The following is a 23751-nucleotide window of genomic DNA, read 5'->3' on the forward strand; positions in this document are numbered from 1 at the left end:
AGGGGTCATTCTAGTCCAGATCCTGGCGCGCGCGGCGATGGCGATAGGCGAACTGGGCACGACTCAGGCCGAGCAGTCGCGCCGCGGCGGCCACGTTGCCCTGGCTGTGCGCCAGGGCTTCGTCGAGCAGCTCGGCTTCCAGCTGTCCCAGGTGCAGCGGGCGTTTGCCGTCCACGCCCAGGCGTTCCAGCCAGCTGGCTGTCTGCGGCGCCGGTTCCAGGAGGTCGGCCGGCAGCGGTTCGCCGCGAAACAGGTGGGGCAGGTCGATGAGTTCGCCCGGATCGCTGGCGATCACCCCGCGCTCCACCAGATTCTGCAATTCCCGCACGTTGCCGGGAAAGTCGTAGCGCAGCAGGGCCTTGAGGGCGCGCATGGTCAGGCCCACCGGCGGACGTTCGTAGGCGGCGCAGAAGCGCCGCAGGAACAGATCCACCAGCAGCGGCACGTCGTCGCGGCGGTCCCGCAGGGGCGGGATGCCGATGGGATAGACGTTGAGCCGATAGAAGAGGTCTTCGCGGAAGTCGCCGCGGCGTACCGCCTCGCGCAGGTCCAGATTGGTGGCGGCGATCACGCGCACGTCCACCCTGAGGGTGCGGCTGCCGCCGACCCGCTCGATCTCGCGCTCCTGGAGCGCGCGCAGCAGCTTGCCCTGGCCGGGCAGACTCAGGCAGGCGATCTCGTCGAGAAACAGGGTGCCGCCCTGGGCGCGTTCGAAGCGCCCGGCGCGGGACTGGTTGGCGCCGGTGTAGGCGCCGCGCTCCACGCCGAACAATTCGGCTTCGATGAGATTCTCGGGAATGGCCGCGCAGTTGAGGGCGACGAAGGGGCCGTCGGCGCGGCGACTGAGGCGGTGCAGGTGACTGGCGAACAACTCCTTGCCCACTCCCGATTCGCCGGTGAGCAACACCGTGGCCGGGGTCGGGGCGACCCGCTGCAGGGCCTGGAAGGCGCTGTTGAAGGCTGCCGAGGCGCCCACCAGCGGTTGCTGGCCGTCGGGGGCGTGGGGCAGGGGCGCGGGCAGGCGTTCCGTGGCGGCTGGCTCGGGAGCGCCGTCGCCAGCGGCATTGAGATAGCGCAGGTCTTCCGCCACATCGGGCCAGCGTTCGGCATTGCGGCCTTCGACCCGGCAGACGTGATGGCCCATGGCGCGGCATTCCACCTCGCGAAAGATCACCAGGCGGCCGAACAGGCTGCTGACATAGCCGATCGCATAGCCGATCTCCATCCAGCAGGCCGGGTCGCTGCCCTGACCGTGGGCGATCTGGTGCTCGTCGCATTCGGCCGAGTGATGCCAGAGAAATTCGCCGCCATAACGCCCCTGGTCGACATCGAATTCGAAATGCAGCGGCTCGACCCGCACCAGACCTTCCAGGCCATGCAGCCGGGTACCGGCCGCGAAAATGGCCGCGGCGTCGGCCTGGGGCCAGCGCTTGCGCACCAGTTCGGCGTCCCTCACCCCGGAAAGATAGCCCACCCGGGTCAGCAGACCGCGGGCGCGTTCCTGACCCAGGGCGCCGATCAACTCGCGCCGCAGGGCACCAAAGGACGAGGCGTGGACCAGCAGCATGCGTTGGTCATTGAGCCAGATGCGGCCATCGCCGGGCGAGAAGAACAGGCACTCGGCCAGTTCCGCCTGGGTCGGGCTGGCGCTGCCGTCCCAGGCGGCACTGTCGCCCCGGTGCAGGCCCGGGGCGACCTGTTGCAAGGCGTTGAGGGACAGGCGTTCGGACAGGGCCATGGCAGGACTCCCGGAGGCATTGCGCAAATGCGCAATCGAGAGAAAGGTTATACCTCATAACTTTATCTTTTGAGTAAGACGTTTGCCGGCTGGGCCTGCCGCCTTTGCCTGCCCAAGCCAACAAACCTCTGATTGCGTTGCTCTTTTTGTTACCAGCCCAGGCTGGGCACAGCCTTTGCTCTCTTGCCTGTGCCCACCGCGGCCCGATAACAACAAGGAGAAGGCTATGAACAGACCATCCACGCCGTTCCTGGACGGTGCCCCCTGGCAGGAACTGATTTTCGATGGTGACTGGATCGCCGCCCAGGGTGGCACTCTGGAGGTCATCGAACCTGCCACTGGCCAGCCCCTGCATCGCACCGGTCTGGCCAGTGTCGCCGACATCGACCAGGCCTGCGCCAAGGCGGCCCAGGCGCAACCGGCCTGGGCCGGCTGGACCGCCCGGCAAAAGGCCGGGCTGTTCCTGGCCGCGGCCGCGCAGCTGGAAATGCAGCGCGCCGAACTGGCACCCCTGATCGCCCGCGAGACCGGCGGCATCCTGCCCAAGGCCGAGCTGGAATTGCGCGAAGCCGGGGTCATCCTGCAGCAGGTCGCCGGTCAGTTGCTGCAGCCCCATGGCGTGGTCCTGCCCAGCGAGCGCGGGGCGCTGTCCTATGCCCGCCGCCTGCCCCATGGCGTGGTGGGGGTGATCTCGCCCTTCAACTTCCCGCTGATCCTTTCGCTGCGCGCCGTGGCGCCGGCGCTGGCCTGCGGCAATGCCGTGGTGCTCAAGCCGGATCACCAGACGCCGGTGAGCGGCGGCATCCTGATCGCCCGACTGTTCGAGGCCATCGGCCTGCCCAAGGGCGTGCTGCAGGTGCTGCCCGGTCGCGCCGAGGCCGGGGCGGCGCTCTGCGCCCATCCCCAGGTGCGGATGATCGCCTTCACCGGCTCGACCCAGGCCGGGCGCCAGGTGGCGGAAAGCGCCGGGCGCCACCTGAAGAAGGTGGCCCTGGAGCTGGGCGGCAAGAATCCGCTGATCGTGCTCGACGACGCCGATCTCGACCGCGCCGTCGGCTGCGCCGCCTGGGGCAGTTTCCTGCACCAGGGCCAGATCTGCATGGCCACCGGGCTGATCCTGGTGCACCAGCGCCTCGCCACCGCCTTCACCGAACGCCTGGTCGCCCGCGCCGCCGCCCTGCGCCTGGGTGATCCGCTGGAGCCCACGACCCAGCTGGGTCCGCTGATCAACGCCCGGCAGCTGCAACGGGTACAGGGCATCGTCACCGACAGCCTCGCCGCCGGTGCCCGGCTGGAGCAGGGCGGCCGGCACGAAGGGCTGTTCTATGCCCCGACCGTACTGAGCGGTGTCCGTCCCGGCATGCGCGCCTTCGACGAAGAGATCTTTGGTCCGGTGGCCAGCGTGGTGACCTTCGCCAGCGAGGCCGAAGCCGTCGACCTGGCCAATCGCACCCCCTACGGCCTGGCGGCCGGCGTGCTCTCCGGCTCCCTGGCCCGTGCCCGCGCCCTGGGTGAACGCCTGGAGTGCGGAATGCTGCACCTCAACGACCAGACGGTGAACGACGAGGTGGTCAATCCCTTCGGCGGGCGTGGCCAGTCCGGCAATGGCGGCAGCGTCGGCGGCCTGTGCAACTGGGACGACTACAGCCAGTGGCAGTGGGTGACCGAGCATATCGAGCCGCCACGCTATCCCTTCTGAGAGCCTGCTCAAAGGCTGCTGCGCGTCGGCCAAACCGCGTTGAACATGACCTGGGTCGCCAGTCCGATCGGAATGCTCATTTACAAGCCGTAAACCCGAGCGCGGGTCCGATCCGCTTCCTCAGCCATGTTCGCCTTGTTTGGCTCTAGCTCGCGAGCCTTTGAACAGGCTCCAAGCCCCTGTTTCACCCCCAATAACAACAAGAGGAAAATCCCATGACTCTGTATGGCAAGACCCTGGTCGTCACCGGCGTGGCTTCCGGCATCGGCGCCGAACTGGCGCGTCTGGCGCGCTTTCACGGCGCCTATGTGATCGGCGTCGATCGCAATCAGCCCCAGCTCAGCCTGGACGACTTCCACCAGGCCGACCTGGGCGATCCTGACAGCATCGCCGCCCTGGTCAACCGCCTGCCGGAGCGTCTGCACGGCCTGTGCAATGTCGCCGGGGTGCCGGGCACGGCGCCCCGGGAGGCCGTGGCGCGAGTCAACTATCTCGGCCTGCGGCTGCTCAGCCAGCAACTGATCGCGCGGCTGGGCCCGGGTGGCGCCATCGTCAACGTCGCCTCCATCCTCGGCGCCGAATGGCCGCAGCGCCTGGAACAGCATCGCGCGCTGGCGCAGATCGCCGACTTCGCCCAGGCCCAGGCCTGGCTGGAAGCCCATCCGGTGGACCAGGCCACCTGCTACCAGTACTTCAAGGAGGCGCTCATCGTCTGGAGCTCCGTGCAGTCCCAGACCTGGCTCCGCGAATTCGGCGTGCGGCTGAATTGCGTGGCGCCGGGGCCGGTATTTACCCCCATCCTCGGCGACTTCGTCAGCATGCTCGGCGAAGAGCGCGTCGCTCGCGACAGCCAGCGCATGCTGCGCCCGGCGCTGGCCGACGAGGTGGCCGAGGCCATTGCCTTCCTCTGCAGCGATGCCTCGCGCTGGATCAACGGCGCCAACCTGCCGGTGGATGGCGGTCTCGCCGCCAGTTACGTCTGATCCGGATCGCCGCGCCTGCCCGGGCGCGGTGATCGCGTTTTCCCACAACAAGAACAACTTCAGGACGACGTCATGCGCACACGTTTCGGATTCGGTCTGCTGGCCGCGGCCAGCCTCGCCTCCCTGCAGGTCCAGGCCTACGATCTGCCCGGCCTCAATCTCGGCTCCACCAGCTTCTACGATGGCGCGCCGGCGCCGGATGGCCCCGGCTGGTACTGGGAGGAGTACCTGATCTACGGCAAGACCAGTCGCTTCAACGACCAGGACGGGCGCAAGCTGCCCTTGCCCAAGCAGGAGCTGACCACCTTCGCCCCGGTCAGCCAGATCATCTATGTCGGCCAGCCCCTGGCCAATGGCGCCATGCCCGGCTTCACCGCCATCCTGCCCTGGCTGGCCCATGCCGATGTCGATGACGGCCTCGGCGGCCAGGCGCTGAGCGTCCTCGAAGGGGTAGGGGACCTGACCCTGGGCGCCTTCCTGCAACTGCCCACCACCACCCGCCCCGACGGCGGACCGCGCTGGGCGCAGCGCATCGAGGCCGAGATCGTCGCCCCTACCGGTCGCTACGACCGCGACCGGGCGATCAATCCGGGCAGCAACTTCTGGTCCTTCAATCCCTACTACGCCACCACCTACTGGCTGACGCCGCAGTGGTCGGTGACCGGACGCTTCTGGTACCTGTGGAATGACAAGAACGACCAGCCGCTACGCAGCTTTGGCGATGTGTCCGATACCCGGGCCGGTCAGGCGCTGCACGCCAACTTCGCCACCCAGTACGCGCTGAACGATCGGCTCAGCGTCGGCCTGAGCGGCTACTGGCTCCGGCAGATCACCGACACCCAGGTGGACGGCCATGACGTCAGCGGGCGGCGGGAAAAGGTCTGGGCCTGGGGCCCGGGTTTCACCTACGCCTTTTCCCGGGAGAATATGATCACCGTCAACAGCTACTTCGAGCAGGACGCCGAGAACCGCACCGAAGGGCGCAAGTTCGTCGTCAACTTCCTGCACAAGCTGTAGCGCTAGCGATCGATGGGGATGCCCCGGTTCGGCGGTGGAGGAGGCGCCGGCGGCTGGGGCTGCTGGGCCTGGGGATGGGGCACCATGTGCCAGGTCTCGTTGCGTGGCCGACGGTCGATGTAGACCGGCACCGGCTGATAGATGATGCCGGAGCCGCGCACCTCGGTTTCCTGCCGCGAGCTGGAAGATGACGAGGAGCCGCCGACCACGGTGACGTCGTCGACCGGACGTTGGCGGCTGGAAGCGGGGGCGGGTACCACAGTGACCTCGCGCGGCGCACTGACCGGCGGAGGCGCGGTGGGCCTGGGCGGCGGCGTGAAGCCGTTGCTGTCGGGCAGGCTCTGCAGCGGAATGGTGGTGATCTGACTATTCGTCGGGCAGGCGCCCTGGGTATAGGTCGTCCGGCCCTGGTTGTCCACGCACTTGTAGACATCCTGAGCGGCCACGACGCCACTGGCGAGCAGTAGGCCATAGAGCAGCGAACGCATGATGAGGCCCTCCGGGCACTCGAATTGTCACCTGCAGGATACAAGATGCCCGCCATGGCTCCCAGGGGGCGGCGTGCTTTCCCGATCAAGCCTGCGGCTAATCGTCAGACCTTAAAAGCTAGGCCTGATCCTGGTGAGGCGTATAACATTCTGAAACATTCTTTCCAGGACAGCGACACGTGAAGTGGTTGGTGATTGGCAGTTTTCTTCTCTGTGTCTTGTACGTGCACCTGCGCGGCCGGGTGCGCCATCGCTTTTTGCGTCAGCTCAGTGACCATTCGACCTTTCTGGCACCGTTGAACACCTTCATGTTTCTCACCTCGCGGGTGCCCAACGCCCCCTATCATGCCGTGGAGCGCTTTCCTGAACTCCAGGTGCTGCAAGAAAACTGGCAACTCATTCGCGACGAGGCCCTCGACCTGCTGCGCGCCGGCCAGATCAAGAAATCCGCCGAGCACAACGATGCCGGCTTCAACTCCTTTTTCAAGAGCGGCTGGAAGCGCTTCTATCTGAAGTGGTACGGCGACAGCCATCCCTCCGCCCTGCAGCTGTGCCCCAGGACCACGGAATTGCTGCGCGGCATCGGCACGGTCAAGGCGGCCATGTTCGCCGAGTTGCCGCCCGGGTCGCGACTGGTGCGCCATCGCGATCCCTATGGCGGCTCCCTGCGCTATCACCTGGGCCTGGCCACGCCCAACGATCCGCGCTGCTTCATCGAGGTGGACGGCCAGCGCTATCACTGGCGCGATGGCCAGGCAGTGGTGTTCGACGAAACCTTCATCCACTACGCCGAGAACACCACCGACCAGGATCGCATCATCCTGTTCTGCGACGTGGAAAGGCCGCTGCGCTATGGCTGGGCGAGCGCCTTCAATCGCTGGGTCAGTGGCACCCTGCTGGCCTCTGCGGCCTCGCCCAATGACACCGGCGACAAGACTGGCGGCCTCAATCGCGCCTTCCGGCACCTCTATCGCATCCGTCAGCGCGGCAAGGCGCTGAAGAAGCGCAACCGCTTCCGCTACTACCTCGAACAATGGTTGTTACTGGCCGCGCTGCTCGGCGTGGTGATCTGGATCTGACCAGCCGTTTCATCGACGTGGACAGCGGTTCGGCTTGACCTCGATGCGAATCGCCTCTAATACTGTATGCATATACAGATAGAGGCGATGGCCATGGACAATACCCCTGCAGGTCTGGCGGCATGAGCGGCGGCGCCAGCCTGGCCCGGCTGTTCGAGGAGCGGCGCCTGTGGAAGGGGCAGACCAGTCCCGAAGCCCGGCGCAGTGGTCAACCCACCGGGGTGGCTGCCCTGGATGCCCATCTGCCGGGCGCCGGCTGGCCCGAGGCGGCCCTCACCGAATTGTTGCTCGCCGGCCCCGGCCATGGCGAGTTGCGGCTGCTCTGGCCGACCCTGGCGCGCCTGAGCCAGGCCGCCGAGCGCATCGCCCTGATCGCGCCGCCGCTGTTGCCCTATCCCCTGGCCTGGCAGGCGGCCGGGGTGGCGCTGGATTCCCTGGTGGTGATCCGCGCCCAGGGCGCCGAGGTGCTCTGGGCCGCCGAGCAATGCCTGCGTTCGGGTTGCTTTGGCGCGGTGCTCTGCTGGCCCGAGCGCGCCGATGATCGCCAGTTGCGCCGGTTGCAGGTCGCCGCCGAGAGCGGTCGCACCCTGGCCTTCGCCCTGCGTCCGGCCGCTGCCCTGGACAATCCCTCGCCAGCGGCCTTGCGCCTGGAACTCCGGGCCCCCCTGGAGCGGCTGCACATCCGCAAATGCCGGGGCGGGCAACCCGGGGTGCTCGATCTGGCCGGCGGCGCTTGAGCTGGCCATGCGCTGGGCCTGCATCCTCTTTCCGCAGCTGGCGCTGGATGCCGTGCTGCGCCGTCATCCGCAGCCGGAGCAGCCGCTGGTGCTGCTCTCCGGACCACCGCACCGGCGTCTGCTGCAGGCGGTCAATCCGGCCGCCCGAGCCCTGGGACTGCGCCCGGGCCTGACCCTGGCCGCCGCCCAGGCGCTGACCCGCGACTTCGAGCAGCAGGAACACGATCCGGCGCTCATCGAGACGGCCGAGACGCTGCTGGCGGCCTGGGGCTATGGCTTCAGTTCCCAGGTCAGCCGCCACTATCCCCGGGCGCTGCTGCTGGAGGTGCAGTCCAGCCTGCCGCTGCTGGGGCCCTGGCCGCGGTTGGAACGGCGTCTGCGCCAGGAGCTCCAGGGCCTGGGTTTTCGCCATCGGCTGGCCCTGGCACCCAATCCGGTGGCGGCGCGGGTGCTGACCAATGTCGCCGACGGCCTGACTGCCTCCGCCGATGAGCTGCCGCGTCTGCTTGATCGGCTCCCGGTGGAACGGGCCGGTTTCGCTCCCCAGCAGGCCCAGGCGCTGGCACGCATGGGCATCCGCCGCCTGGCGCAGCTCAAGGCCCTGCCCAGGGCTGCCCTGGCCCGCCGCTTCACCCCGGAGCTCCTGCAGCAGCTGGATCTGCTGGGTGGCAGCCGCAGCCTGGCGCTGGAGTTCTATCGGCCTCCCGATCGTTTCGTGACGCGGGTTGAGCTCAATTTCGAGGTGGAATCCCACCAGGCCCTGCTGTTCCCGCTGCGCCGCCTCACCGCCGACCTGGCCGCCTGGCTGGCCAGTCGCGACCGTGGCGTGCAGCGCTTCCTGCTCTGGCTGGAGCATCGCCAGGGTCCGGCCACCGCCCTCACCATCGGCCTGCTGGCGCCCGAGCGCGATGCCGCCCTGCTGTTCGAATTCGCCCGCGGTCGTCTCGAACAGCTGCAGGTGGTGGCGCCGGTACTGGCGCTGCGCCTGGAAAGCGAGGAATTGCCGCTCTTCGTGCCGGAACGCCATGGCCTGTTCGACGAACGCCCGGCCCAGGCCGTGGGCTGGGAGGTATTGCGCGAGCGCCTGCGTGCCCGGTTGGGCGAAGCAGCGGTACTCGGTCTCGGCATCCAGTCGGATCACCGTCCCGAGCGCGCCCTGGTCTGGCGCCCGGAACGACGCCTGGATACCGCGCTGCCCGGTCTGCGTCCGGGTTGGCTGCTGAGCGAACCACGTCCCCTCGACGGTCAGCCAAGACGGGTCCTCGCGGGCCCTGAACGCATCGAAAGTGGCTGGTGGGACGGGGGCGACCAGCGCCGCGACTACTACCGCATCGAGGTGGCCGACGGACGCCAGGCCTGGGCCTTTCGCCGCTATGGCGAGGAGACGCCCTGGTGGATCCAGGGCTGGTTCGCATGAGCGGCTATGCCGAGCTGCACTGCCTGTCGAATTTCAGTTTCCAGCGCGGCGCCTCCAGCGCCCTGGAGTTGTTCGAGCGGGCCAGGGCGCTGGGCTACACGGCGCTGGCCATCACCGACGAAGGCACCCTGAGCGGCATCGTCCGTGCCTGGCAGGCGGCGCGCCAGGTCGGGCTGCCGCTCATCGTCGGCAGCGAGCTGACCCTCGACGACGGCCTGCGGCTGGTGCTGCTGGTGGAGGATCTGCCGGGTTACGAGACCCTCTGCGGCCTGATCACCCGGGCGCGCCGTCGTGCGCCCAAGGGCCGCTACCAGCTTGCTCGCGCGGATCTGCAGCCGCCACTGCCCGGGCTGCTGGCGATCTGGTTGCCGGGAGAAGAACCTGTGGCCGAGGAGGGCGCCTGGCTCAAGCAGGTCTTCGCCGAGCGCCTCTGGCTCGGCGTCGAACTGCTGCGCGGCGCCGACGATACCGCCCGACTCCTGCAGTTGCAGGCACTGGGCACCCAACTCGGCGTGCCGGCAGTGGCCTGTGGCGACGTGCACATGCACACCCGCGGGCGCCGAGCCCTGCAGGATGTGCTCACCGGCATCCGCCATCACCTGCCGGTGGCTGAAGCCGGCTATCGCCTGCATCCCAACGGCGAGCGCCATCTGCGCCCGCTGACGGTGCTCGAGGGTCTCTATCCCGCGGCACTGCGCGCCGAGACCCTGAGGATCGCCGCTCGCTGTCGCTTCGATCTGGGCGAGTTGCGCTATCGCTATCCCCAGGAGGTGATACCCGCCGGCGCGACGGCCGGCGCCTGGCTGGCCGAGCTGACCCGCCGTGGCCTGGCCTGGCGCTGGCCGGAAGGCGCGCCGGAAAGGGTCACCGACCAGGTGGCCCGGGAGCTGGCGCTGATCGCCGAAAAGGGCTACGAGAACTACTTCCTCACCGTGCACGACATCGTCGACTACGCCCGCCGCCAGCACATCCTCTGCCAGGGCCGCGGTTCGGCGGCCAACTCGGTGGTCTGCTATGTACTGGGCATCACCGAGCTGAATCCGCTCACCGGCAATCTGCTGTTCGAGCGCTTCATCTCCCGTGAGCGCGACGAGCCGCCCGACATCGACGTCGACTTCGAGCACGAGCGGCGCGAAGAGGTCATCCAGTACGTCTTTCGCCGCTATGGGCGCGAGCGGGCCGCGCTCACCGCGGTGGTCAGCACCTATCACGCCGCCGGCGCCCTGCGCGATGTCGGCAAGGCCCTGGGCCTGCCGGGCGACCAGCTCGATGCCCTGTCCGGGTGCGCCGGGCGCTGGACCGACGAGATCCCCGGTCCGCAGCGTCTGCGCGAAGCGGGTTTCGACCCGGACAGCCCGCTACTGCAGCGAGTGCTCATCCTCGCCGGCCAACTGATCGGCTTTCCCCGGCACCTCTCCCAGCATCCCGGTGGCTTCGTCATTTCCGCAGCGCCCCTTGCGACGCTGGTGCCGGTGGAAAACGCCGCCATGCCCGAACGCACCCTGATCCAGTGGGACAAGGACGACCTCGATGCCGTGGGCCTGCTCAAGGTCGACATCCTCGCCCTGGGCATGCTCAGCGCCCTGCGCCGCTGCTTCGATCTGGTCGCCGGCTGGCGCGGCCAGCGCTGGACCCTGGCCAGCCTGCCCCAGGAAGACCCGCCCACCTATGCCATGATCTCCCGCGCCGATACGGTGGGGGTGTTCCAGATCGAATCCCGCGCCCAGATGGCCATGCTGCCGCGCCTCAGGCCGCAAACCCTCTACGACCTGGTGATCGAGGTGGCCATCGTCCGTCCCGGCCCCATCCAGGGCGACATGGTGCATCCCTATCTGCGCCGCCGGAACGGGGAAGAGGAGGCCGACTATCCCCATGACGAATTGCGTCCAGCCCTGGAGCGCACCCTGGGAGTGCCGCTGTTCCAGGAACAGGTGATGCAGATCGCCATGGTCGCCGCCCAGTACACGCCCGGCGAAGCCGATCAGTTGCGCCGCTCCATGGCTGCCTGGAAGCGCCACGGCGGCCTCGAACCCCATCGCCAACGGCTGCACAGCCGCATGGTCGAGCGCGGCTATCGCCCGGAATTCGCCGCGCGCCTCTTCGAGCAGATCAAGGGCTTCGGCAGCTACGGCTTTCCCGAATCCCATGCCGCCAGCTTCGCCCTGCTGACCTATGCCAGCTCCTGGCTCAAGTGCCACGAGCCGGCCGCCTTCGCCTGTGCCCTGGTCAACAGCTGGCCGATGGGTTTCTACAGTCCGGATCAGGTGTTGCAGGACGCTCGGCGCCACGGCATCGAGGTGCGCGCGGTGACCGTGCAGGCCAGCGACTGGGATTGCCGGCTGGAGGCGAGTGCCGGCCATCAGCCGGCGATCCGCCTGGGCCTGCGCCTGGTACAGGGGCTGGCGGAAGCGGCTGGCCAGCGCCTGGTAGCGGCACGGGGTACGCAGCCCTTTCGCGACGTCGAGGACCTCTGTCGTCGGGCCGAGCTGGATGCCCGGGCGCGCGGACAGCTGGCCGAGGCCGGCGCCCTGGCGGAGCTGGCCGGAGATCGCCATCAGGCACGCTGGGCCATGGCCGGGGTGGAGCGCCAGCTGCCGCTGTTCGAATCGGCGGACAGCGCCCTGGAGGAACGCCCGGCCTTGCCCGCACCCAGCGTCGCGGAGGACGTGCATGCCGACTACCGCATGCTGGGCACCACCCTGGGACCCCATCCGCTGAGCCTGTTGCGCGGTGAACTCCAGGCCCGGCTCTGCCGGGATTTCCGTGAGCTGGACGAGATCAGACCCGGTGCCCTGGTGCGGGTGGCCGGACTGGTACGCGGACGACAGCGACCGGGCACGGCCAGCGGGGTGATCTTCGTGACCCTGGAAGACGAGCACGGCATGCTCAATGTGGTGGTCTGGCGCGCGGTGGGCGAACAGCAGCGGCGACCGTTGTTGCAGGCACGATTGCTACAGGTCGAGGGGCATCTGGAACGGGAAGCGGGGGTGCAGCACCTGATCGCCGGTCGCTTGACCGACCTGAGTCCTTTGCTCGACGAACTCATGGTGTCGAGTCGGGATTTCCACTAGGGCTTGAGGGAGAGGTGAGGCGGGGGAGAGGCTGGTGGAGCGGGGGACTGTCTTCCGAAGCGCTCTGAAGCGCCCGGAAGACAAGAATCGACCAACGCAGTCTTAGCTGACGGCGTCTTTGAGGCCTTTGCCGGGCTTGAAGCCGGGCAGCTTGGCAGCGGCGATCTTGATGGTGGCACCGGTCTGCGGGTTGCGGCCTTCGCGAGCAGCGCGCTCTTTTACTGCGAAAGTTCCGAAACCGACCAGGCTGACGCTGTCGCCTTGCTTCAGGGCGTCGGTCACCGCAGTGGTGAAGGCGTCCAGGGCTTTGGCAGCGGTGGCCTTGGGCAGGTCGGCAGACGCGGCAATGGCGTCGATCAGCTCAGCTTTATTCATGTAAAAACTCCATGTGTGAGTATTGGCCAGGCAGTATAGCGGCAGCTTTGCCTTGCGTAGAGCCTTTGTGAGCCTCTACGTGGCCGGTTGAAGCAGCCTTGTTGTTCGGCGCTACAGGATACGCATAGCGGGCGAAAGAACGATAGGGTATTCGATCTGGCAGGGGCGTGAAAACCTGATCCGCACTGCATTTTCCACGCTTCACAGCCCAACCGTCGCCTTTTTGGGCAGCGGCAATGGCCGTTTGGTTTCCTCTAGGCGCTGAACGAAAAGTCGCCGAGCGATGGTGAGGCGAGGCGAAAAACCTTGAGGAAGCGGAGTTTACGAGTGGTAAATGAGCATTCCGACCGGGCTGGCGATCCAGAGGTTTGTCAACGAAGCATCACCGAGCGCAGGCAGTTTTCGTACAGTGCCTAAGCTACGCGGTCGGGCGAGATATGCGGCTGCAACGGTGGCGTCAGGGGCGGCAGGCCATAGGCCGCACGGGCGGCATCGCAGTGCGGATTGGCTTCGCCATGCTCCCAGGCGGCGGTGAACTCGCGGCAGGTGCTGGAACGGTTTTCATAGACGGTGCAGCGCGTGCCGCAGCCCACCTCGCCAAGCAGGGCCGCACAGCGTACCGGCTTCTGCTCGGTGCCCTGCATGGCCACCAGGTGCGGGCTGATTGCGACGGTCAGGTAGTCGGGCACCAGGCCGCCTGCCGACTGGCATTCGCCCCAATAGAAGGACACGCGAAAATGGGCGCAGCAGGCGCCACAGCTGAGGCAGGGATTCTCGGTCGACATGGACGACAGCCATCGCAGGAACCGGCAGGGCCGGCGGGACAGGCACGGATTCTAGGCAAGCCCCGTGAGGCTGCGAAGCCCCCTCCAACGACCGTTCGGCGGCGACCTACGGCAGTCTTTTCAGGTGCTCGGGTGTGACCAGATGTCGCTGCAGCCAGGCAATGAACAGCCGCACCTTGGCCGGCACCAGGCGCCGATGGGGATAGAGGGCGTGGATGGCGATGGCCTGGGTGTACCAGGGGGCGAACAGTCGCTCCAGGCGACCCGCCGCCAGGTCATCGCCCACCAGGAAATCCGGCTGGCGAATGATGCCGTGGCCGTCCAGCGCCGCCTGGTGGAGGACGCTGCCATTGTTGGCGCGCAGTGGACCGCTGACCTTGACCTGCAGGCGCTCCCCCTCACGCTGGAATTCCCAGAGATCGCCATCGCTGGCGTAGCTGTAGAGCAGGCAACGATGCTCACGCAAGGCGGTGGGATGCTCGGGGCGACCATGGCGCTGCAAATAGGCGGGTGCGGCACAGATGAACAGCTCGACCGCTCCCAGGGGCTGCGCCACCAGACTGGAGTCGCTGAGGTCGCCGATGCGCACGGCCAGATCGAAGCCTTCCTCGACTAGGCGCACCTGGCGATCGCTCAGCTCCAGATCGATGGCGACCTCGGGATATTCATGCAGGAAGCTACTCACCAGCGGCGCCAGGTGACGTACGCCAAAGGTGAGGGGCGCACTGACCCTGAGCCGCCCCTGGGGCCGCTCGTGGCCTTCCTGCAGGCGCTGCTCGAGGGCCTCCAGATCACCGAGCAGCGGGACCAGTCCTTCATGCAGCGTACGCCCGGCCTCGGTCAGGCTCAGGGTGCGGGTGGTGCGTTGCAGCAGCCGAGTGCCGTAGTGGCGCTCCAGGGCCGCCAGGTGCTTGGTAAGCGCCGAGCGCGACAGCTCCAGCCGCTCCGCCGCGGCGGTCAGGCTGCCCAGTTCGACGATCTTGATGAAGGCCTGCAGGGCTCTCAGAGTGTCCAAGGATTGTTTCCATAGCGTGCACAGTTCATTCCCAGGGTGCGCCTTTATTCGCGTGCTGGAAACAGGACAATAGCGTCATCCTTCCTCCGTTCGAGAATCAGCATGACCGACCGTACTGCATCCTATGCCCCGCTGTTGCTGCGCCTGGCCCTGGGCGCCATGTTCCTGGCCCACGGCCTGACCAAGCTGCTGGTGTTCACCCTGCCGGGCACGGCGGGTTTCTTCGCCTCGGTGGGCTTTCCCGGCTGGCTGGCCTATCCGGTCACCTTCTTCGAGCTGGGCGCGGGCGTACTCCTGATCCTCGGCGCCTGGGTGCGTCCGGTCGCGGCAGTCGCCGCCGTCCAACTGTTCGCGGCCGCGACGGTCCATTTCGGCAACGGCTGGTCCTTCTCCAATCCCCATGGCGGCTGGGAATATCCGGTCTTTCTCGCCGTGACCGCCGCCGCCCTGGCACTGCTGGGCGCTGGCCAGCTCTCCTGGGATGCCCGCAAGCGTTCCTGAACCCTGCTCAGAGGTCGCCACCATGTCGCTTCCCACCCTGTTCGTTTCTCACGGTTCGCCCATGGAGGCGCTCGACGCCGGCGCGGCGGGAACGGCCTGGCGCGACCTGGGACGGTCGCTGCCGACCCCGGCCGCCATCGTTGTGGTCTCGGCGCACTTCGATACCCGGGTTCCGCTGTTCGGCAGCGCCAAGCGGCCGGCTACCGTCCATGACTTCTATGGCTTTCCCGAGGCCCTCTATCAACTGGACTATCCCGCGCCTGGCGCTCCGGCCCTGGCCGAGCAGCTGGCGCAAGGGCTACGTGATCAGGGCTGGGAGGCCGAGACGGGCGAGCAAGGACTGGATCATGGCGCCTGGGTGCCGCTGCGCTATCTCTATCCCGACGCTCGGATCCCCGTGGTGCCGCTGTCGATGAGCGCTGCCTGCGGACCGGACTACCACTATGCCCTGGGCCAGGCGCTGGCCAGGGTGCTACCGGCGGACACCCTGCTGATCGGCTCGGGCAGCCTGACCCACAACCTCGGTGATTTCCGCCGCGGAGGCGCCGACTCCCCCAGCTATGTGCGGGACTTCCAGCAATGGATGCAGACCCGCCTGCGCGAGCGGGACCTGGACGCCTTGCTCGATTACCGACGTCAGGCGCCGCAGGCCCGCCAGGCCCATCCCACCGACGAGCACCTGTTGCCGCTGTTCGTCGCCCTGGGCGCGGCCGACCCCGAGGGCACCTTCAGCGTCCATCACGACGGCATCGCCCATCGCATCCTGGCCATGGATCTCTACGGCTTTTCCCGTCACTAGCCGTTCGCCAACAAAAAGCCCGGAGCGGTAACGCATCCGGGCTTTTTGCTAACGGCAGTATGACGTTCGATCAGCCGAACAGCTTGGGACCATAGCCCCACATCAGAACCGTGGTAGCCATCAGCACCTCCAGCACCAGCACCCCGATGGCCAGGGTGGAACCGGACATGATGAAGCCTTCCCGCTGGTCGATATTGAGGAAGGAGGGGATACCCGTATAGAGCAGGTAGGCCGAATAGGCCAGGCCGACGATCCCGGCGATGGCGCACAGCCACACCAGCGGATAGAAGCCCACCAGACCGCTCAGCAGCATGGGCGTGGCCACGTAGCCGGCGAACAGGATGCAGCGGTTGGCACTGGGCCGATCCGGATAGCGCCGCGCCAGCCAGTGAATCACATGCCCCATGGCTACGACGGCCGCCATGATCAGCGCATAGCTGATGACCGCCAGGACCACCGCCGTGGGTATGTCCAGCACATGGGCTTCACCACCGCCGAAGCGCCAGCCGAAGGTGGTGGTCCCTACCAGGGAAGCGACGACGGGAATGGCCGCCAGGAAGGCGACATGATGGGCGAAGAAGTGCCCGACCGTTTCCCCTTCGCGACGGATCTGTTGCCACTCGCGATCGGGATGGGCCAGCAGGCCCCAGACATGATTGATCATGATCCTGCTCCTCACCCGCTGTGGTCGCCGCAAGCGGGCCTCTATGGATGGCGAACGCTAGGTAAAACGCGACTGGCGACTACCTTAGGAGTATAGGAGAGGTCTGGAATGCGTCATGCGAGCCGACGAAGGGCAGCTTGCCTGCAGACGAAGCGACCAATGGTGCACAGAGCACCAGGCTGGTGCGTTTCCTGGCCTCTGCTGTCCGGCCGGCGCCCGGAAGGCAATACTTGACCACTTGGACAGGAAATTGCTTGTTCAGGGTATCTGTTACCGCCAAACGAGGCCTGTCATGCCATCTCTCGACATCATCATCGCCGGCGCCGGCATGGGCGGTCTAACCGCCGCCCTGGCGTTGCAGCAGGCCGGGCACCGGGTCCGCCTGTTCGAGCGCGCGCAGGATCTCGCCCCCATCGGTGCGGCCATTTCCATCTGGCCCAACGGCGTCAAGGTACTCGAACACCTGGGGCTCGGGTCCGCTATCGCCGCGGTCAGCGGTGACATGCAGACCATGAGCTACCGGGACCACGAGGGACGGTTGCTTACCCAGTTCAGCCTGCTGCCTCTTTATACGGCCGTGGGCCGGCCAGCACGTCCCATCGCCCGTGCCCACCTGCAGCGACTGCTGCTGGAAGCCGTGGGCGCCGAGCGGGTGACCCTGGGTGTCGGTTGCGACGGCTTCGAGCAGGATGCGACCGGGGTGACCGTGCTCCTTGGCGACGGTCGGCGCGAACGGGCCGATCTGCTGATCGCCGCCGATGGCACCCACTCGCGCCTGCGGGAGCGGGTGGTGGGCCAGGCCATCACCCGTGAGTATTGCGGCTACGTGAACTGGAACGGGCGGGTGAGGATCGTGCCGGAGCTGGCCGAGGCCCACGACTGGGCGCAATTCGTCGGGGCGCACCAGCGGGTTTCCCTCATGCCCATGGGCGGCGACGAATTCTATTTCTTTTTCGACGTACCCCTGCCCAAGGGCACACCCAACGACCGCGGCCGTTACCGCGCGGAGCTGGCCGAGCACTTCGCCGGCTGGGCGCCGCCGGTGCAGCGCCTCATCGAACGACTGGATCCCCAGGGCGTGGCCCGCGTGGAGATCCACGATACCCGGCCATTGCCGACCCTGGTGCAGGGCCGGGTGGCGCTCCTGGGCGATTCCGCCCATGCCATGGCCCCGGACCTGGGGCAGGGCGGTTGCCAGGCCATGGAGGATGCCTGGGTGCTGGCACGCTGCCTGGACGCCGAGGCCGATCCGCGCGTGGCCCTGCAGGCCTACGAGCAGGCCCGGCTGGAAAGGGTCGCCGGCATCGTCGAGCGGGCGCGCAAGCGTTGCGAGATCACCCACGGCCACGAACCCCTGGCTACTCAGGCCTGGTACGCCGAGCTGGCCCGGGAAACCGGCGAGACGGTGATCGCCGGCCTGCGCAAGACCGCCGAGGGCGGTCCGCTGTGAAATAGCCCTGGCCCGCGGGGACGAATGGCAGTGCCGGGGGTCGAAAGGCCCACGTCCTCGTCGGAGAGTTAGCCCATGCGCCTGCGTCTCGCCCTGACCCTTGCCAGCCTTGCCATCACCCCGCTGGCCTTTGCCGCCGACGGCGGCTGTCCCTATCCGCAGACGGTGAAATTCGCCGGCCCTAACTGGGAGAGCGGCATGTTCACCACCGAGGTGCTGCGCCTGCTGGTGGAGAAGGGCTATGGCTGCCAGACCGACAGCGTGCCGGGCAACACCGTGACCCTGGAAAACGCCCTGGCGCAAAATGACATCCAGGTCACGGGCGAGCAGTGGGCCGGGCGCAGTCCGGCCTGGCGCGCGGCGGAAAAGGCCGGCAAGGTCTTTGCCGTCGGCGAGACGGTCAAGGGCGCTACCGAGGGCTGGTGGGTACCGGAATACCTGGTCAAGGGTGATCCCGCGCGGGGCATCCAGGCCAAGGCGCCGGACCTGAAGAGCGTCGCCGATCTGCCGCGCTACAAGGAGTTGTTCCGCGATCCGGAAGAGCCCGGCAAGGGTCGCTTCCTCAACTGCCCGACCGGCTGGACCTGCGAGATCGTCAACAGCCAGAAGCTCAAGGCCTACAAGCTGACCGACAGCTACACCAACTTCCGCACCGGCACCGGCCCCGCACTGGACGCGGCCATCGCTACCGCCATGCGTCGTGGCGAGCCGGTGCTCTTCTACTATTGGTCGCCGACCCCGCTGATGGGCCGCTACAAGCTGGTCCAGCTGGAAGAACCGCCGTTCAGCCAGAAGGCCTGGGATACCCTGTCGGATCCGAAGAGTCACGATCCGCTGCCGTCACGCTCCCTGCCGGCCAAGATCACCATCGGCGTCTCCCGCGACCTGCACGACAAGGCGCCGGCCCTGGTGGCGCTTTTCGAGAAGGTCGAATTCCCCCTCGACCAGTTCAACGGCATCCTCGCCGGCATGGCCGAGAAACGCGAAGACGCCCAGGTCGTGGCCAAGCGTTTCCTCAAGGAGCATCCGGAGGTCTGGACGTCCTGGCTGCCGGCGGAAAACGCCGAGCGGGTAAAGGCGGCGCTCTAGGCGCCGTGATTAGGGGATAATGGCGGTTTCCTGTGTTGGAGCCGCCCATGACCGTCGCCGCCCTCACCATGTACGTCGAGCCTGCCGAGGTACGCGACGCCTATCGCCAGCTGGCCGAGGCCGTGGCGCTGCGCCTGGGCGAGACGCTCGACCCTGCGCCCGAGGAGCTGCCGGCGCTCTGGACGCATCCCGCGCTGCTGCTGGCCCAGACCTGCGGCTATCCCTGGGCGACCCGCCTGCGCGGCCAGGTGCGCCTGGTCGCGGCGCCGCGTTATCGCTTCGAGGGTTGCCAGGCGGCCGAGCACTGCGCCTTCATCCTGGTGCCCGAGACGCTGGAGATGACCAGCCTGGCCGATCTGCGCGGCAAGCGTGTCGCCCTCAACGGCCTTGATTCCAATACCGGCATGAATCTGCTGCGCCACGCCGTGGCGCCCCTGGCCGAGCGTGCCCGCTTCTTCGGCGAGATGATCGTCAGCGAAAGCCACGCCAACAGCCTGGCGCTGTTGCAGCAGGGGCACGCCGATGTGGCCGCGGTGGATGCCGTGACCTATGGCTATCTGCAACGCGCCCAGCCCGCGCGGGTCGCCGGTCTGCGCCTGCTGCAACGCACTCGCACCAGCCCGGCACTGCCCTTCATCACCGCCGCCAGTCGTTCGGACGCGGAAGTGCAGGCCTTGCGCACGGCCCTGAACGACAGCCTGGCCGCCGATCCTGCGTTGGCCGACATCCTTGCGCTCGACGGTGTCACGGCCGTGGAAGAGGCGACTTATCTACCCCTGCTGGATTGGCGCCGGGAGGCGGTGGAGCAGGGTTACCCAGTGATTGCCTAGGTTGGGTTGAGACGGCTTTACCGTCGAAGCCCAACACGGGGGGCTTGGCCCTGTTGGGCTTCGCTGCGCTACGGGTCCCGACCCTGGCGTAGGGTGGGTTGAGACAGCTTTATCGTCGAAGCCCAACATCGAGGAGCTCGGCCTAGGTCCTGTTGGGCTTCGCCGTGCTCAGCGCAGCCTATGCCCGCTCACCCTCCTGCAACCGCTTTAACTCTACTAGATCATGGCTGCAGAACAGCGTCAGCCCCAGGTCCTGGCGCAGGGAAAGTTCGCGCAGGCGCGCCTGGTTGTCCAGGCGGCTGGCGCGGTCGGCTTCCATCAGGCGCTGGTAGAACCTCAGGCCCGGTGTGCAGTGACGTTCGGGCTGGCGCATCTCGTCGCGATAGAAATAGGCGTCGCCGGCGTGCAGCAACCAGCCTCCGTCGTGCTGGATGGCAATACCGGCATGACCCGGGGTATGGCCGGGCAGCGGGATCATCAGAATCTCCGGCGGCAGCCCAGGCAGGTCACGCACGCTGGCGAAGCCATTCCACCGCTCGCCCTGGGGTTCATGGAAATGCCAGTGGCGAATGCCTTGCCACTGTGCCGGACGGTAGCGGCGTCGACCGATGAAGCCATGGCGCTGCCGCTGCGCATCCCACTCGCGCTGCAGGACATGGACCTGGGCCTGGGGAAAGTCGTCCAGGCCGCCGGCGTGGTCGAAATCCAGATGGGTCAGCACGATATGGCGGACGTCGCCCGGACGAAAACCCAGGCGGCGGAGCTGCGCCAGGGCGCTGAGTTCGGGATCGTACTGGATGCGATTCATCAGCCGGAAGAACGGACTCAGCCGCCGGCCGCGTTCCCTGAGATCGGCTTCGCCAAAGCCGGTATCCACGAGCACCAGGCCGTCCCGGTCGGTTTCCACCAGCAGGCAATGACAGGCGAGGTGGGCGGCAAGGCCATGGCTGAAACCGTCGTACAGTGCCCCGCCCAGGGGGCACATGCAGCCGCAGTTGAGGTGATGGATACGCATGATCGGCTCCGCGAGGGTGACCTCCGGTAGAAGAGGCGAGCGCGTGCAAAGTTCGAGCGCAGCGGTCGTCCGCGCGAGTGTCATTGCGGCGAGGGAGAGGTCGACGGGTCTGGGTGGCGCCGCTTGATCGACCAGAGCACGACGCTGTGTTCAGCGCCCGCGAGCCTCACAGGGGCGACCCCAAGCGCTCTGGCTGAACCCTGAGCCCGCGGCGCTGACCAAGGTAGGATCGCCAGCGGAACGGCTCTGCCGCCCTGGCCCTCCCAGTGCAGACGGAGTCACCCATGCCCACAGCCTTTCCCCGCCGTTCCCTCCTGGCCGCCGGCCTCTCCCTTGGCCTGCTCGCCGCCGGCACCGCCCAGGCCGACAGCTGGTGCGCCAGCAAGCCGGTGAAGTTCGCCGGGGTGAACTGGGAGAGCGGCATGCTGCTCTCCGAATTGATGGGCTTCGTCCTGCAGCACGGCTATGACTGCAAGGTGGACAGCATCCCCGGCAACTCCATCACCCTGGAGCAGGCCCTGGGCAACAACGACATCCAGGTGTTCGCCGAGGAGTGGATCGGTCGCAGCGAGGCCTGGAACAAGGCCGCCGCCGCTGGCAAGGTGGTCGGCGTGGGCGCTCCTATAGAAGGTGCCACCGAAGGCTGGTACGTGCCACGCTATCTGGTGGAAGGCGAGGGCGCCAAGGCCCCCAACCTGAAGAGCATCGCCGACCTGGGTCAGTACGCCGAGCTGTTCCGTGATCCGGAAGAACCGGGCAAGGGCCGCTTCTACAATTGCCCGGCCGGCTGGACCTGCGAACTGGAAAACACCCAGATGCTGCAGAGCTACGGCCTGAGCGACAAATACACCAACTTCCGCCCGGGTACTGGACCGGCGCTGGATGCGGCCATCGTCTCGGCCACCCGGCGCAAGCAGCCGATCCTGACCTACTACTGGTCGCCGACGCCGCTGCTGGGCCGAGTCGACATGGTGCAGCTCAAGCCCCGTGACGGCGAAGCCAAGCGCATTCAGGTGCAGGCCGGCCTCTCCAAGCCCTTCCATGACGGCGCTCCCGAGCTGGTGGCCGTGCTGAGTCGGGTCAATGTGCCCATCGAACTGCTCAACCGCACCCTGGCCGAGCAGGCCGAAGCCAAGCAGGACGCCCCCACCGCGGCCAAGGCGCTGCTCAAGGCCCATCCCGAACTGTGGCAGGCCTGGGTGACCGACGCCGCGGCGCGCAGCAAGATCCAGGCGGCACTCTAGGATGTTTCCCGAAGGTCTGACCTTTTCCTTCGCCGACGCCGTCAATCGAGGGGTGGACTGGCTGGTGACCCGCTACGGCGACGTCTTCCGGACCATCTCCGACACCCTGCTGCAGGCCATCGTCTGGCTTGAAGGCCTGCTGCGCGGCACCCCCTGGTGGGCGCTGCTGCTGATCGTCGCGGCCCTGGCCGCCCATGCCACCCGACGAGTGTTGCCGACCCTGCTGATCACCGGACTGCTGTTCCTGGTCGGCGCCCTGGGGCTGTGGGACAAGCTGATGCAGACCCTGGCCCTGGTGCTGGTGGCCACCGCCATCGCGGTGATCATCGGCATCCCTCTGGGCATTCTCTGCGCTCGTAGCGCCCGTCTGCGTCTGGTGCTGATGCCACTACTGGACATCATGCAGACCATGCCCAGCTTCGTGTACCTGATCCCGGTGCTGATGCTGTTCGGCCTGGGCAAGGTGCCGGCGATCTTCGCCACGGTGATCTATGCCGCGCCGCCGCTGATCCGCCTCACCGACCTGGGCATCCGCCAGGTCGATCGCGAGGTCATGGAAGCGGTCAACGCCTTTGGCGCCAGTCGCTGGCAGCAGCTGTTCGGCGTGCAGCTGCCGCTGGCGCTGCCAAGCATCATGGCCGGCATCAACCAGACCACCATGATGGCGCTGTCCATGGTGGTGATCGCCTCCATGATCGGCGCCCGCGGTCTTGGTGAAGAGGTGCTGGTGGGCATCCAGACCCTGGACGTGGGCAAGGGCCTGCAGGCGGGACTGGCCATCGTCATTCTCGCCGTGGTCATCGACCGCATCACCCAGGCCTATGGCCGCCAGCGCCACGAGGTGGAGCGATGAAGATCGTCGTCGAGCGGGTCTCCAAGATCTTCGGCAAACGCGAGCAAGCTGCCCTGGCCCTGCTCCGCGAGGGGCACGACAAGGCCGACATCCTCGCCCGCACGGGTTGCGTGGTGGGGGTGGACGATCTGTCCCTGGAAATCGCCGAAGGCGAGATCTTCGTCATCATGGGCCTCTCCGGTTCCGGCAAGTCGACCCTGGTGCGCCACTTCAATCGGCTGATCGACCCGAGCAGCGGGCGCATCCTCATCGATGGCCAGGACATCCTCCAGCTGCCGCTGCCGGCGCTGCGCGAATTACGCCGCCAGCGCATCAGCATGGTGTTCCAGAGCTTCGGCCTGCTGCCCCATCGGCGGGTGCTGGACAACGTCGCCTACGGCCTCAAGGTGCGGGGCGAGCCCAAGGCGGTCTGTCGCGAACGGGCGCTGCACTGGCTCGAGGTGGTGGGCCTGGCCGGCTACGAGCGCAAGTGGCCACACCAGCTCTCCGGCGGCATGCGCCAGCGGGTCGGCCTGGCCCGTGCCCTGGCGGCGGATACCGAGATCATCCTGATGGACGAGGCCTTTTCCGCCCTCGATCCGCTGATCCGCGCCGAGATGCAGGAGCAACTGCTGGAGCTGCAACAGCGCCTGCACAAGACCATCGTCTTCATCACCCATGACCTGGACGAGGCACTGCGCCTGGGCAATCGCATCGCCATCCTGCGTGACGGTCGGCTGGTGCAGGTGGGTACCCCCGCGGACATCCTCGGCCAGCCGGCCGACGACTACGTGGCGCGCTTCGTCCAGCGGCGTACCGCTGCGACAGTTTGAAACAATTGCGGCAGAGGCCTTCACGAGCATTTCACAGGCGCGAGGCTCTGATGGTGAGACCTGCGGCCTGACCCTGTCAGGCCTTTCTCT

Annotated in this window: 22 protein-coding genes; 15 read left to right on the forward strand and 7 right to left on the reverse strand. The window is 67.3% G+C overall.

Annotation, left to right across the window (positions count from 1 at the left end; translation table 11 throughout):
- Positions 1–10: 10 nt before the first annotated feature.
- Positions 11–1738, reverse strand: coding sequence for a sigma 54-interacting transcriptional regulator (locus tag AABM56_RS08290; RefSeq protein ID WP_347884006.1), 1728 nt, complete (start codon positions 1736–1738; stop codon positions 11–13).
- A 226-nt stretch (positions 1739–1964) separates the two neighbouring features.
- Here AABM56_RS08290 and AABM56_RS08295 point away from each other — a divergent pair, with 226 nt between their 5' ends.
- The 3 genes from AABM56_RS08295 to AABM56_RS08305 all read left to right on the forward strand — a co-directional run bounded on the left by AABM56_RS08295 (position 1965) and on the right by AABM56_RS08305 (position 5437).
- The gene (locus AABM56_RS08295) at positions 1965–3437 is read left to right on the forward strand and encodes a benzaldehyde dehydrogenase (RefSeq protein WP_263258730.1); all 1473 of its coding nucleotides are present in this window, start codon (positions 1965–1967) and stop codon (positions 3435–3437) included.
- Positions 3438–3652: 215 nt separating this feature from the next.
- Complete coding sequence (locus AABM56_RS08300) at positions 3653–4420, forward strand: coniferyl-alcohol dehydrogenase (RefSeq protein ID WP_263258729.1); 768 nt, start codon at positions 3653–3655, stop codon at positions 4418–4420.
- A 72-nt stretch (positions 4421–4492) separates the two neighbouring features.
- Positions 4493–5437, forward strand: a complete 945-nt coding sequence (locus AABM56_RS08305) for a transporter (RefSeq protein ID WP_347884007.1) — start codon at positions 4493–4495, stop codon at positions 5435–5437.
- A gap of 2 nt (positions 5438–5439) precedes the next feature.
- Here the strand turns inward: AABM56_RS08305 and AABM56_RS08310 are convergent, their stop codons facing one another.
- Positions 5440–5925 carry a DUF4124 domain-containing protein gene (locus tag AABM56_RS08310; protein ID WP_263258727.1) on the reverse strand — a complete coding sequence of 162 codons (486 nt, stop codon included), beginning with the start codon at positions 5923–5925 and terminating at the stop codon, positions 5440–5442.
- 179 nt (positions 5926–6104) lie between these two features.
- Between AABM56_RS08310 and lpxO the strand changes: the two genes are divergently transcribed.
- The 4 genes from lpxO to AABM56_RS08330 all read left to right on the forward strand — a co-directional run bounded on the left by lpxO (position 6105) and on the right by AABM56_RS08330 (position 12229).
- Positions 6105–7004, forward strand: coding sequence for a lipid A hydroxylase LpxO (gene lpxO, locus AABM56_RS08315; protein ID WP_347884008.1), 900 nt, complete (start codon positions 6105–6107; stop codon positions 7002–7004).
- Positions 7005–7126: 122 nt separating this feature from the next.
- Complete coding sequence (imuA, locus tag AABM56_RS08320) at positions 7127–7741, forward strand: translesion DNA synthesis-associated protein ImuA (protein ID WP_263258725.1); 615 nt, start codon at positions 7127–7129, stop codon at positions 7739–7741.
- Between the two features lie 7 nt (positions 7742–7748).
- Positions 7749–9158: a DNA polymerase Y family protein gene (locus tag AABM56_RS08325; RefSeq protein ID WP_263258724.1), complete on the forward strand. Its 1410-nt coding sequence runs from the start codon at positions 7749–7751 to the stop codon at positions 9156–9158.
- Positions 9155–12229, forward strand: a complete 3075-nt coding sequence (locus tag AABM56_RS08330) for an error-prone DNA polymerase (protein ID WP_317630261.1) — start codon at positions 9155–9157, stop codon at positions 12227–12229. The genes AABM56_RS08325 and AABM56_RS08330 overlap by 4 nt, the downstream gene beginning before the upstream one ends.
- A 102-nt stretch (positions 12230–12331) precedes the next feature.
- Here the strand turns inward: AABM56_RS08330 and AABM56_RS08335 are convergent, their stop codons facing one another.
- The 3 genes from AABM56_RS08335 to AABM56_RS08345 form a co-directional block, all read right to left on the reverse strand.
- Entirely contained in the window at positions 12332–12604 is a 273-nt protein-coding gene (locus tag AABM56_RS08335; RefSeq protein WP_007159052.1) for an HU family DNA-binding protein, read from the reverse strand.
- 413 nt (positions 12605–13017) lie between these two features.
- On the reverse strand, positions 13018–13389 hold the full coding sequence (locus tag AABM56_RS08340) for a YkgJ family cysteine cluster protein (RefSeq protein WP_187978917.1): 372 nt from the start codon (positions 13387–13389) through the stop codon (positions 13018–13020).
- A gap of 106 nt (positions 13390–13495) precedes the next feature.
- Positions 13496–14404: a LysR family transcriptional regulator gene (locus tag AABM56_RS08345; protein ID WP_187978918.1), complete on the reverse strand. Its 909-nt coding sequence runs from the start codon at positions 14402–14404 to the stop codon at positions 13496–13498.
- A gap of 102 nt (positions 14405–14506) precedes the next feature.
- Here AABM56_RS08345 and AABM56_RS08350 point away from each other — a divergent pair, with 102 nt between their 5' ends.
- Both AABM56_RS08350 and AABM56_RS08355 read left to right on the forward strand, forming a co-directional pair.
- Entirely contained in the window at positions 14507–14905 is a 399-nt protein-coding gene (locus tag AABM56_RS08350) for a DoxX family protein (protein WP_263258722.1), read from the forward strand.
- Positions 14906–14927: 22 nt separating this feature from the next.
- Positions 14928–15704, forward strand: a complete 777-nt coding sequence (locus AABM56_RS08355) for a class III extradiol ring-cleavage dioxygenase (RefSeq protein ID WP_263258721.1) — start codon at positions 14928–14930, stop codon at positions 15702–15704.
- 70 nt (positions 15705–15774) lie between these two features.
- On the opposite strand, the gene AABM56_RS08360 is transcribed toward AABM56_RS08355, so the two are convergent.
- Positions 15775–16368, reverse strand: a complete 594-nt coding sequence (locus AABM56_RS08360; RefSeq protein WP_187978921.1) for a Yip1 family protein — start codon at positions 16366–16368, stop codon at positions 15775–15777.
- A gap of 292 nt (positions 16369–16660) precedes the next feature.
- On the opposite strand from AABM56_RS08360, the gene hpxO reads away from it, so the two are divergent.
- From hpxO to AABM56_RS08375, 3 genes are all read left to right on the forward strand, one after another.
- Positions 16661–17818, forward strand: a complete 1158-nt coding sequence (hpxO, locus tag AABM56_RS08365) for an FAD-dependent urate hydroxylase HpxO (protein WP_263258720.1) — start codon at positions 16661–16663, stop codon at positions 17816–17818.
- Positions 17819–17893: 75 nt separating this feature from the next.
- On the forward strand, positions 17894–18907 hold the full coding sequence (locus tag AABM56_RS08370; protein ID WP_263258719.1) for an ABC transporter substrate-binding protein: 1014 nt from the start codon (positions 17894–17896) through the stop codon (positions 18905–18907).
- 47 nt (positions 18908–18954) lie between these two features.
- Complete coding sequence (locus AABM56_RS08375; RefSeq protein WP_133859489.1) at positions 18955–19737, forward strand: phosphate/phosphite/phosphonate ABC transporter substrate-binding protein; 783 nt, start codon at positions 18955–18957, stop codon at positions 19735–19737.
- Positions 19738–19915: 178 nt separating this feature from the next.
- Here the strand turns inward: AABM56_RS08375 and AABM56_RS08380 are convergent, their stop codons facing one another.
- Positions 19916–20752 (reverse strand): MBL fold metallo-hydrolase, encoded by an 837-nt coding sequence (locus AABM56_RS08380; protein ID WP_133859488.1) that lies wholly within the window; start codon positions 20750–20752, stop codon positions 19916–19918.
- A 284-nt stretch (positions 20753–21036) separates the two neighbouring features.
- Here AABM56_RS08380 and AABM56_RS08385 point away from each other — a divergent pair, with 284 nt between their 5' ends.
- From AABM56_RS08385 to AABM56_RS08395, 3 genes are read left to right on the forward strand one after another with little or no spacing between them, the layout of a single operon-like run.
- The gene (locus AABM56_RS08385) at positions 21037–21996 is read left to right on the forward strand and encodes an ABC transporter substrate-binding protein (RefSeq protein WP_263258718.1); all 960 of its coding nucleotides are present in this window, start codon (positions 21037–21039) and stop codon (positions 21994–21996) included.
- A gap of 1 nt (position 21997) precedes the next feature.
- Entirely contained in the window at positions 21998–22849 is an 852-nt protein-coding gene (locus AABM56_RS08390) for a proline/glycine betaine ABC transporter permease (RefSeq protein WP_133859486.1), read from the forward strand.
- Entirely contained in the window at positions 22846–23661 is an 816-nt protein-coding gene (locus AABM56_RS08395; protein ID WP_133859485.1) for a glycine betaine/L-proline ABC transporter ATP-binding protein, read from the forward strand. Before AABM56_RS08390 ends, AABM56_RS08395 begins: the two co-directional genes overlap by 4 nt.
- The last annotated feature ends 90 nt before the right edge of the window (positions 23662–23751 follow it).

The organism is Pseudomonas aestiva (assembly GCF_039908605.1).
Lineage (GTDB): Bacteria > Pseudomonadota > Gammaproteobacteria > Pseudomonadales > Pseudomonadaceae > Chryseomonas > Chryseomonas aestiva.

What these genes read in the sequence shown, in the direction of transcription:
- AABM56_RS08390 (WP_133859486.1), top strand. Translation starts at nt 21,998, where the DNA reads ATGTTTCCCGAAGGTCTGACCTTTTCCTTCGCCGACGCCGTCAATCGA.
- AABM56_RS08325 (WP_263258724.1), top strand. Translation starts at nt 7,749, where the DNA reads ATGCGCTGGGCCTGCATCCTCTTTCCGCAGCTGGCGCTGGATGCCGTG.
- AABM56_RS08290 (WP_347884006.1), bottom strand. Translation starts at nt 1,738, where the DNA reads ATGGCCCTGTCCGAACGCCTGTCCCTCAACGCCTTGCAACAGGTCGCC.
- AABM56_RS08305 (WP_347884007.1), top strand. Translation starts at nt 4,493, where the DNA reads ATGCGCACACGTTTCGGATTCGGTCTGCTGGCCGCGGCCAGCCTCGCC.
- AABM56_RS08335 (WP_007159052.1), bottom strand. Translation starts at nt 12,604, where the DNA reads ATGAATAAAGCTGAGCTGATCGACGCCATTGCCGCGTCTGCCGACCTG.
- AABM56_RS08295 (WP_263258730.1), top strand. Translation starts at nt 1,965, where the DNA reads ATGAACAGACCATCCACGCCGTTCCTGGACGGTGCCCCCTGGCAGGAA.
- AABM56_RS08385 (WP_263258718.1), top strand. Translation starts at nt 21,037, where the DNA reads ATGCCCACAGCCTTTCCCCGCCGTTCCCTCCTGGCCGCCGGCCTCTCC.
- AABM56_RS08300 (WP_263258729.1), top strand. Translation starts at nt 3,653, where the DNA reads ATGACTCTGTATGGCAAGACCCTGGTCGTCACCGGCGTGGCTTCCGGC.
- AABM56_RS08350 (WP_263258722.1), top strand. Translation starts at nt 14,507, where the DNA reads ATGACCGACCGTACTGCATCCTATGCCCCGCTGTTGCTGCGCCTGGCC.
- AABM56_RS08370 (WP_263258719.1), top strand. Translation starts at nt 17,894, where the DNA reads ATGCGCCTGCGTCTCGCCCTGACCCTTGCCAGCCTTGCCATCACCCCG.
- AABM56_RS08355 (WP_263258721.1), top strand. Translation starts at nt 14,928, where the DNA reads ATGTCGCTTCCCACCCTGTTCGTTTCTCACGGTTCGCCCATGGAGGCG.
- AABM56_RS08340 (WP_187978917.1), bottom strand. Translation starts at nt 13,389, where the DNA reads ATGTCGACCGAGAATCCCTGCCTCAGCTGTGGCGCCTGCTGCGCCCAT.
- AABM56_RS08395 (WP_133859485.1), top strand. Translation starts at nt 22,846, where the DNA reads ATGAAGATCGTCGTCGAGCGGGTCTCCAAGATCTTCGGCAAACGCGAG.
- imuA (WP_263258725.1), top strand. Translation starts at nt 7,127, where the DNA reads ATGAGCGGCGGCGCCAGCCTGGCCCGGCTGTTCGAGGAGCGGCGCCTG.
- AABM56_RS08310 (WP_263258727.1), bottom strand. Translation starts at nt 5,925, where the DNA reads ATGCGTTCGCTGCTCTATGGCCTACTGCTCGCCAGTGGCGTCGTGGCC.
- AABM56_RS08380 (WP_133859488.1), bottom strand. Translation starts at nt 20,752, where the DNA reads ATGCGTATCCATCACCTCAACTGCGGCTGCATGTGCCCCCTGGGCGGG.
- AABM56_RS08330 (WP_317630261.1), top strand. Translation starts at nt 9,155, where the DNA reads ATGAGCGGCTATGCCGAGCTGCACTGCCTGTCGAATTTCAGTTTCCAG.
- AABM56_RS08375 (WP_133859489.1), top strand. Translation starts at nt 18,955, where the DNA reads ATGACCGTCGCCGCCCTCACCATGTACGTCGAGCCTGCCGAGGTACGC.
- AABM56_RS08360 (WP_187978921.1), bottom strand. Translation starts at nt 16,368, where the DNA reads ATGATCAATCATGTCTGGGGCCTGCTGGCCCATCCCGATCGCGAGTGG.
- hpxO (WP_263258720.1), top strand. Translation starts at nt 16,661, where the DNA reads ATGCCATCTCTCGACATCATCATCGCCGGCGCCGGCATGGGCGGTCTA.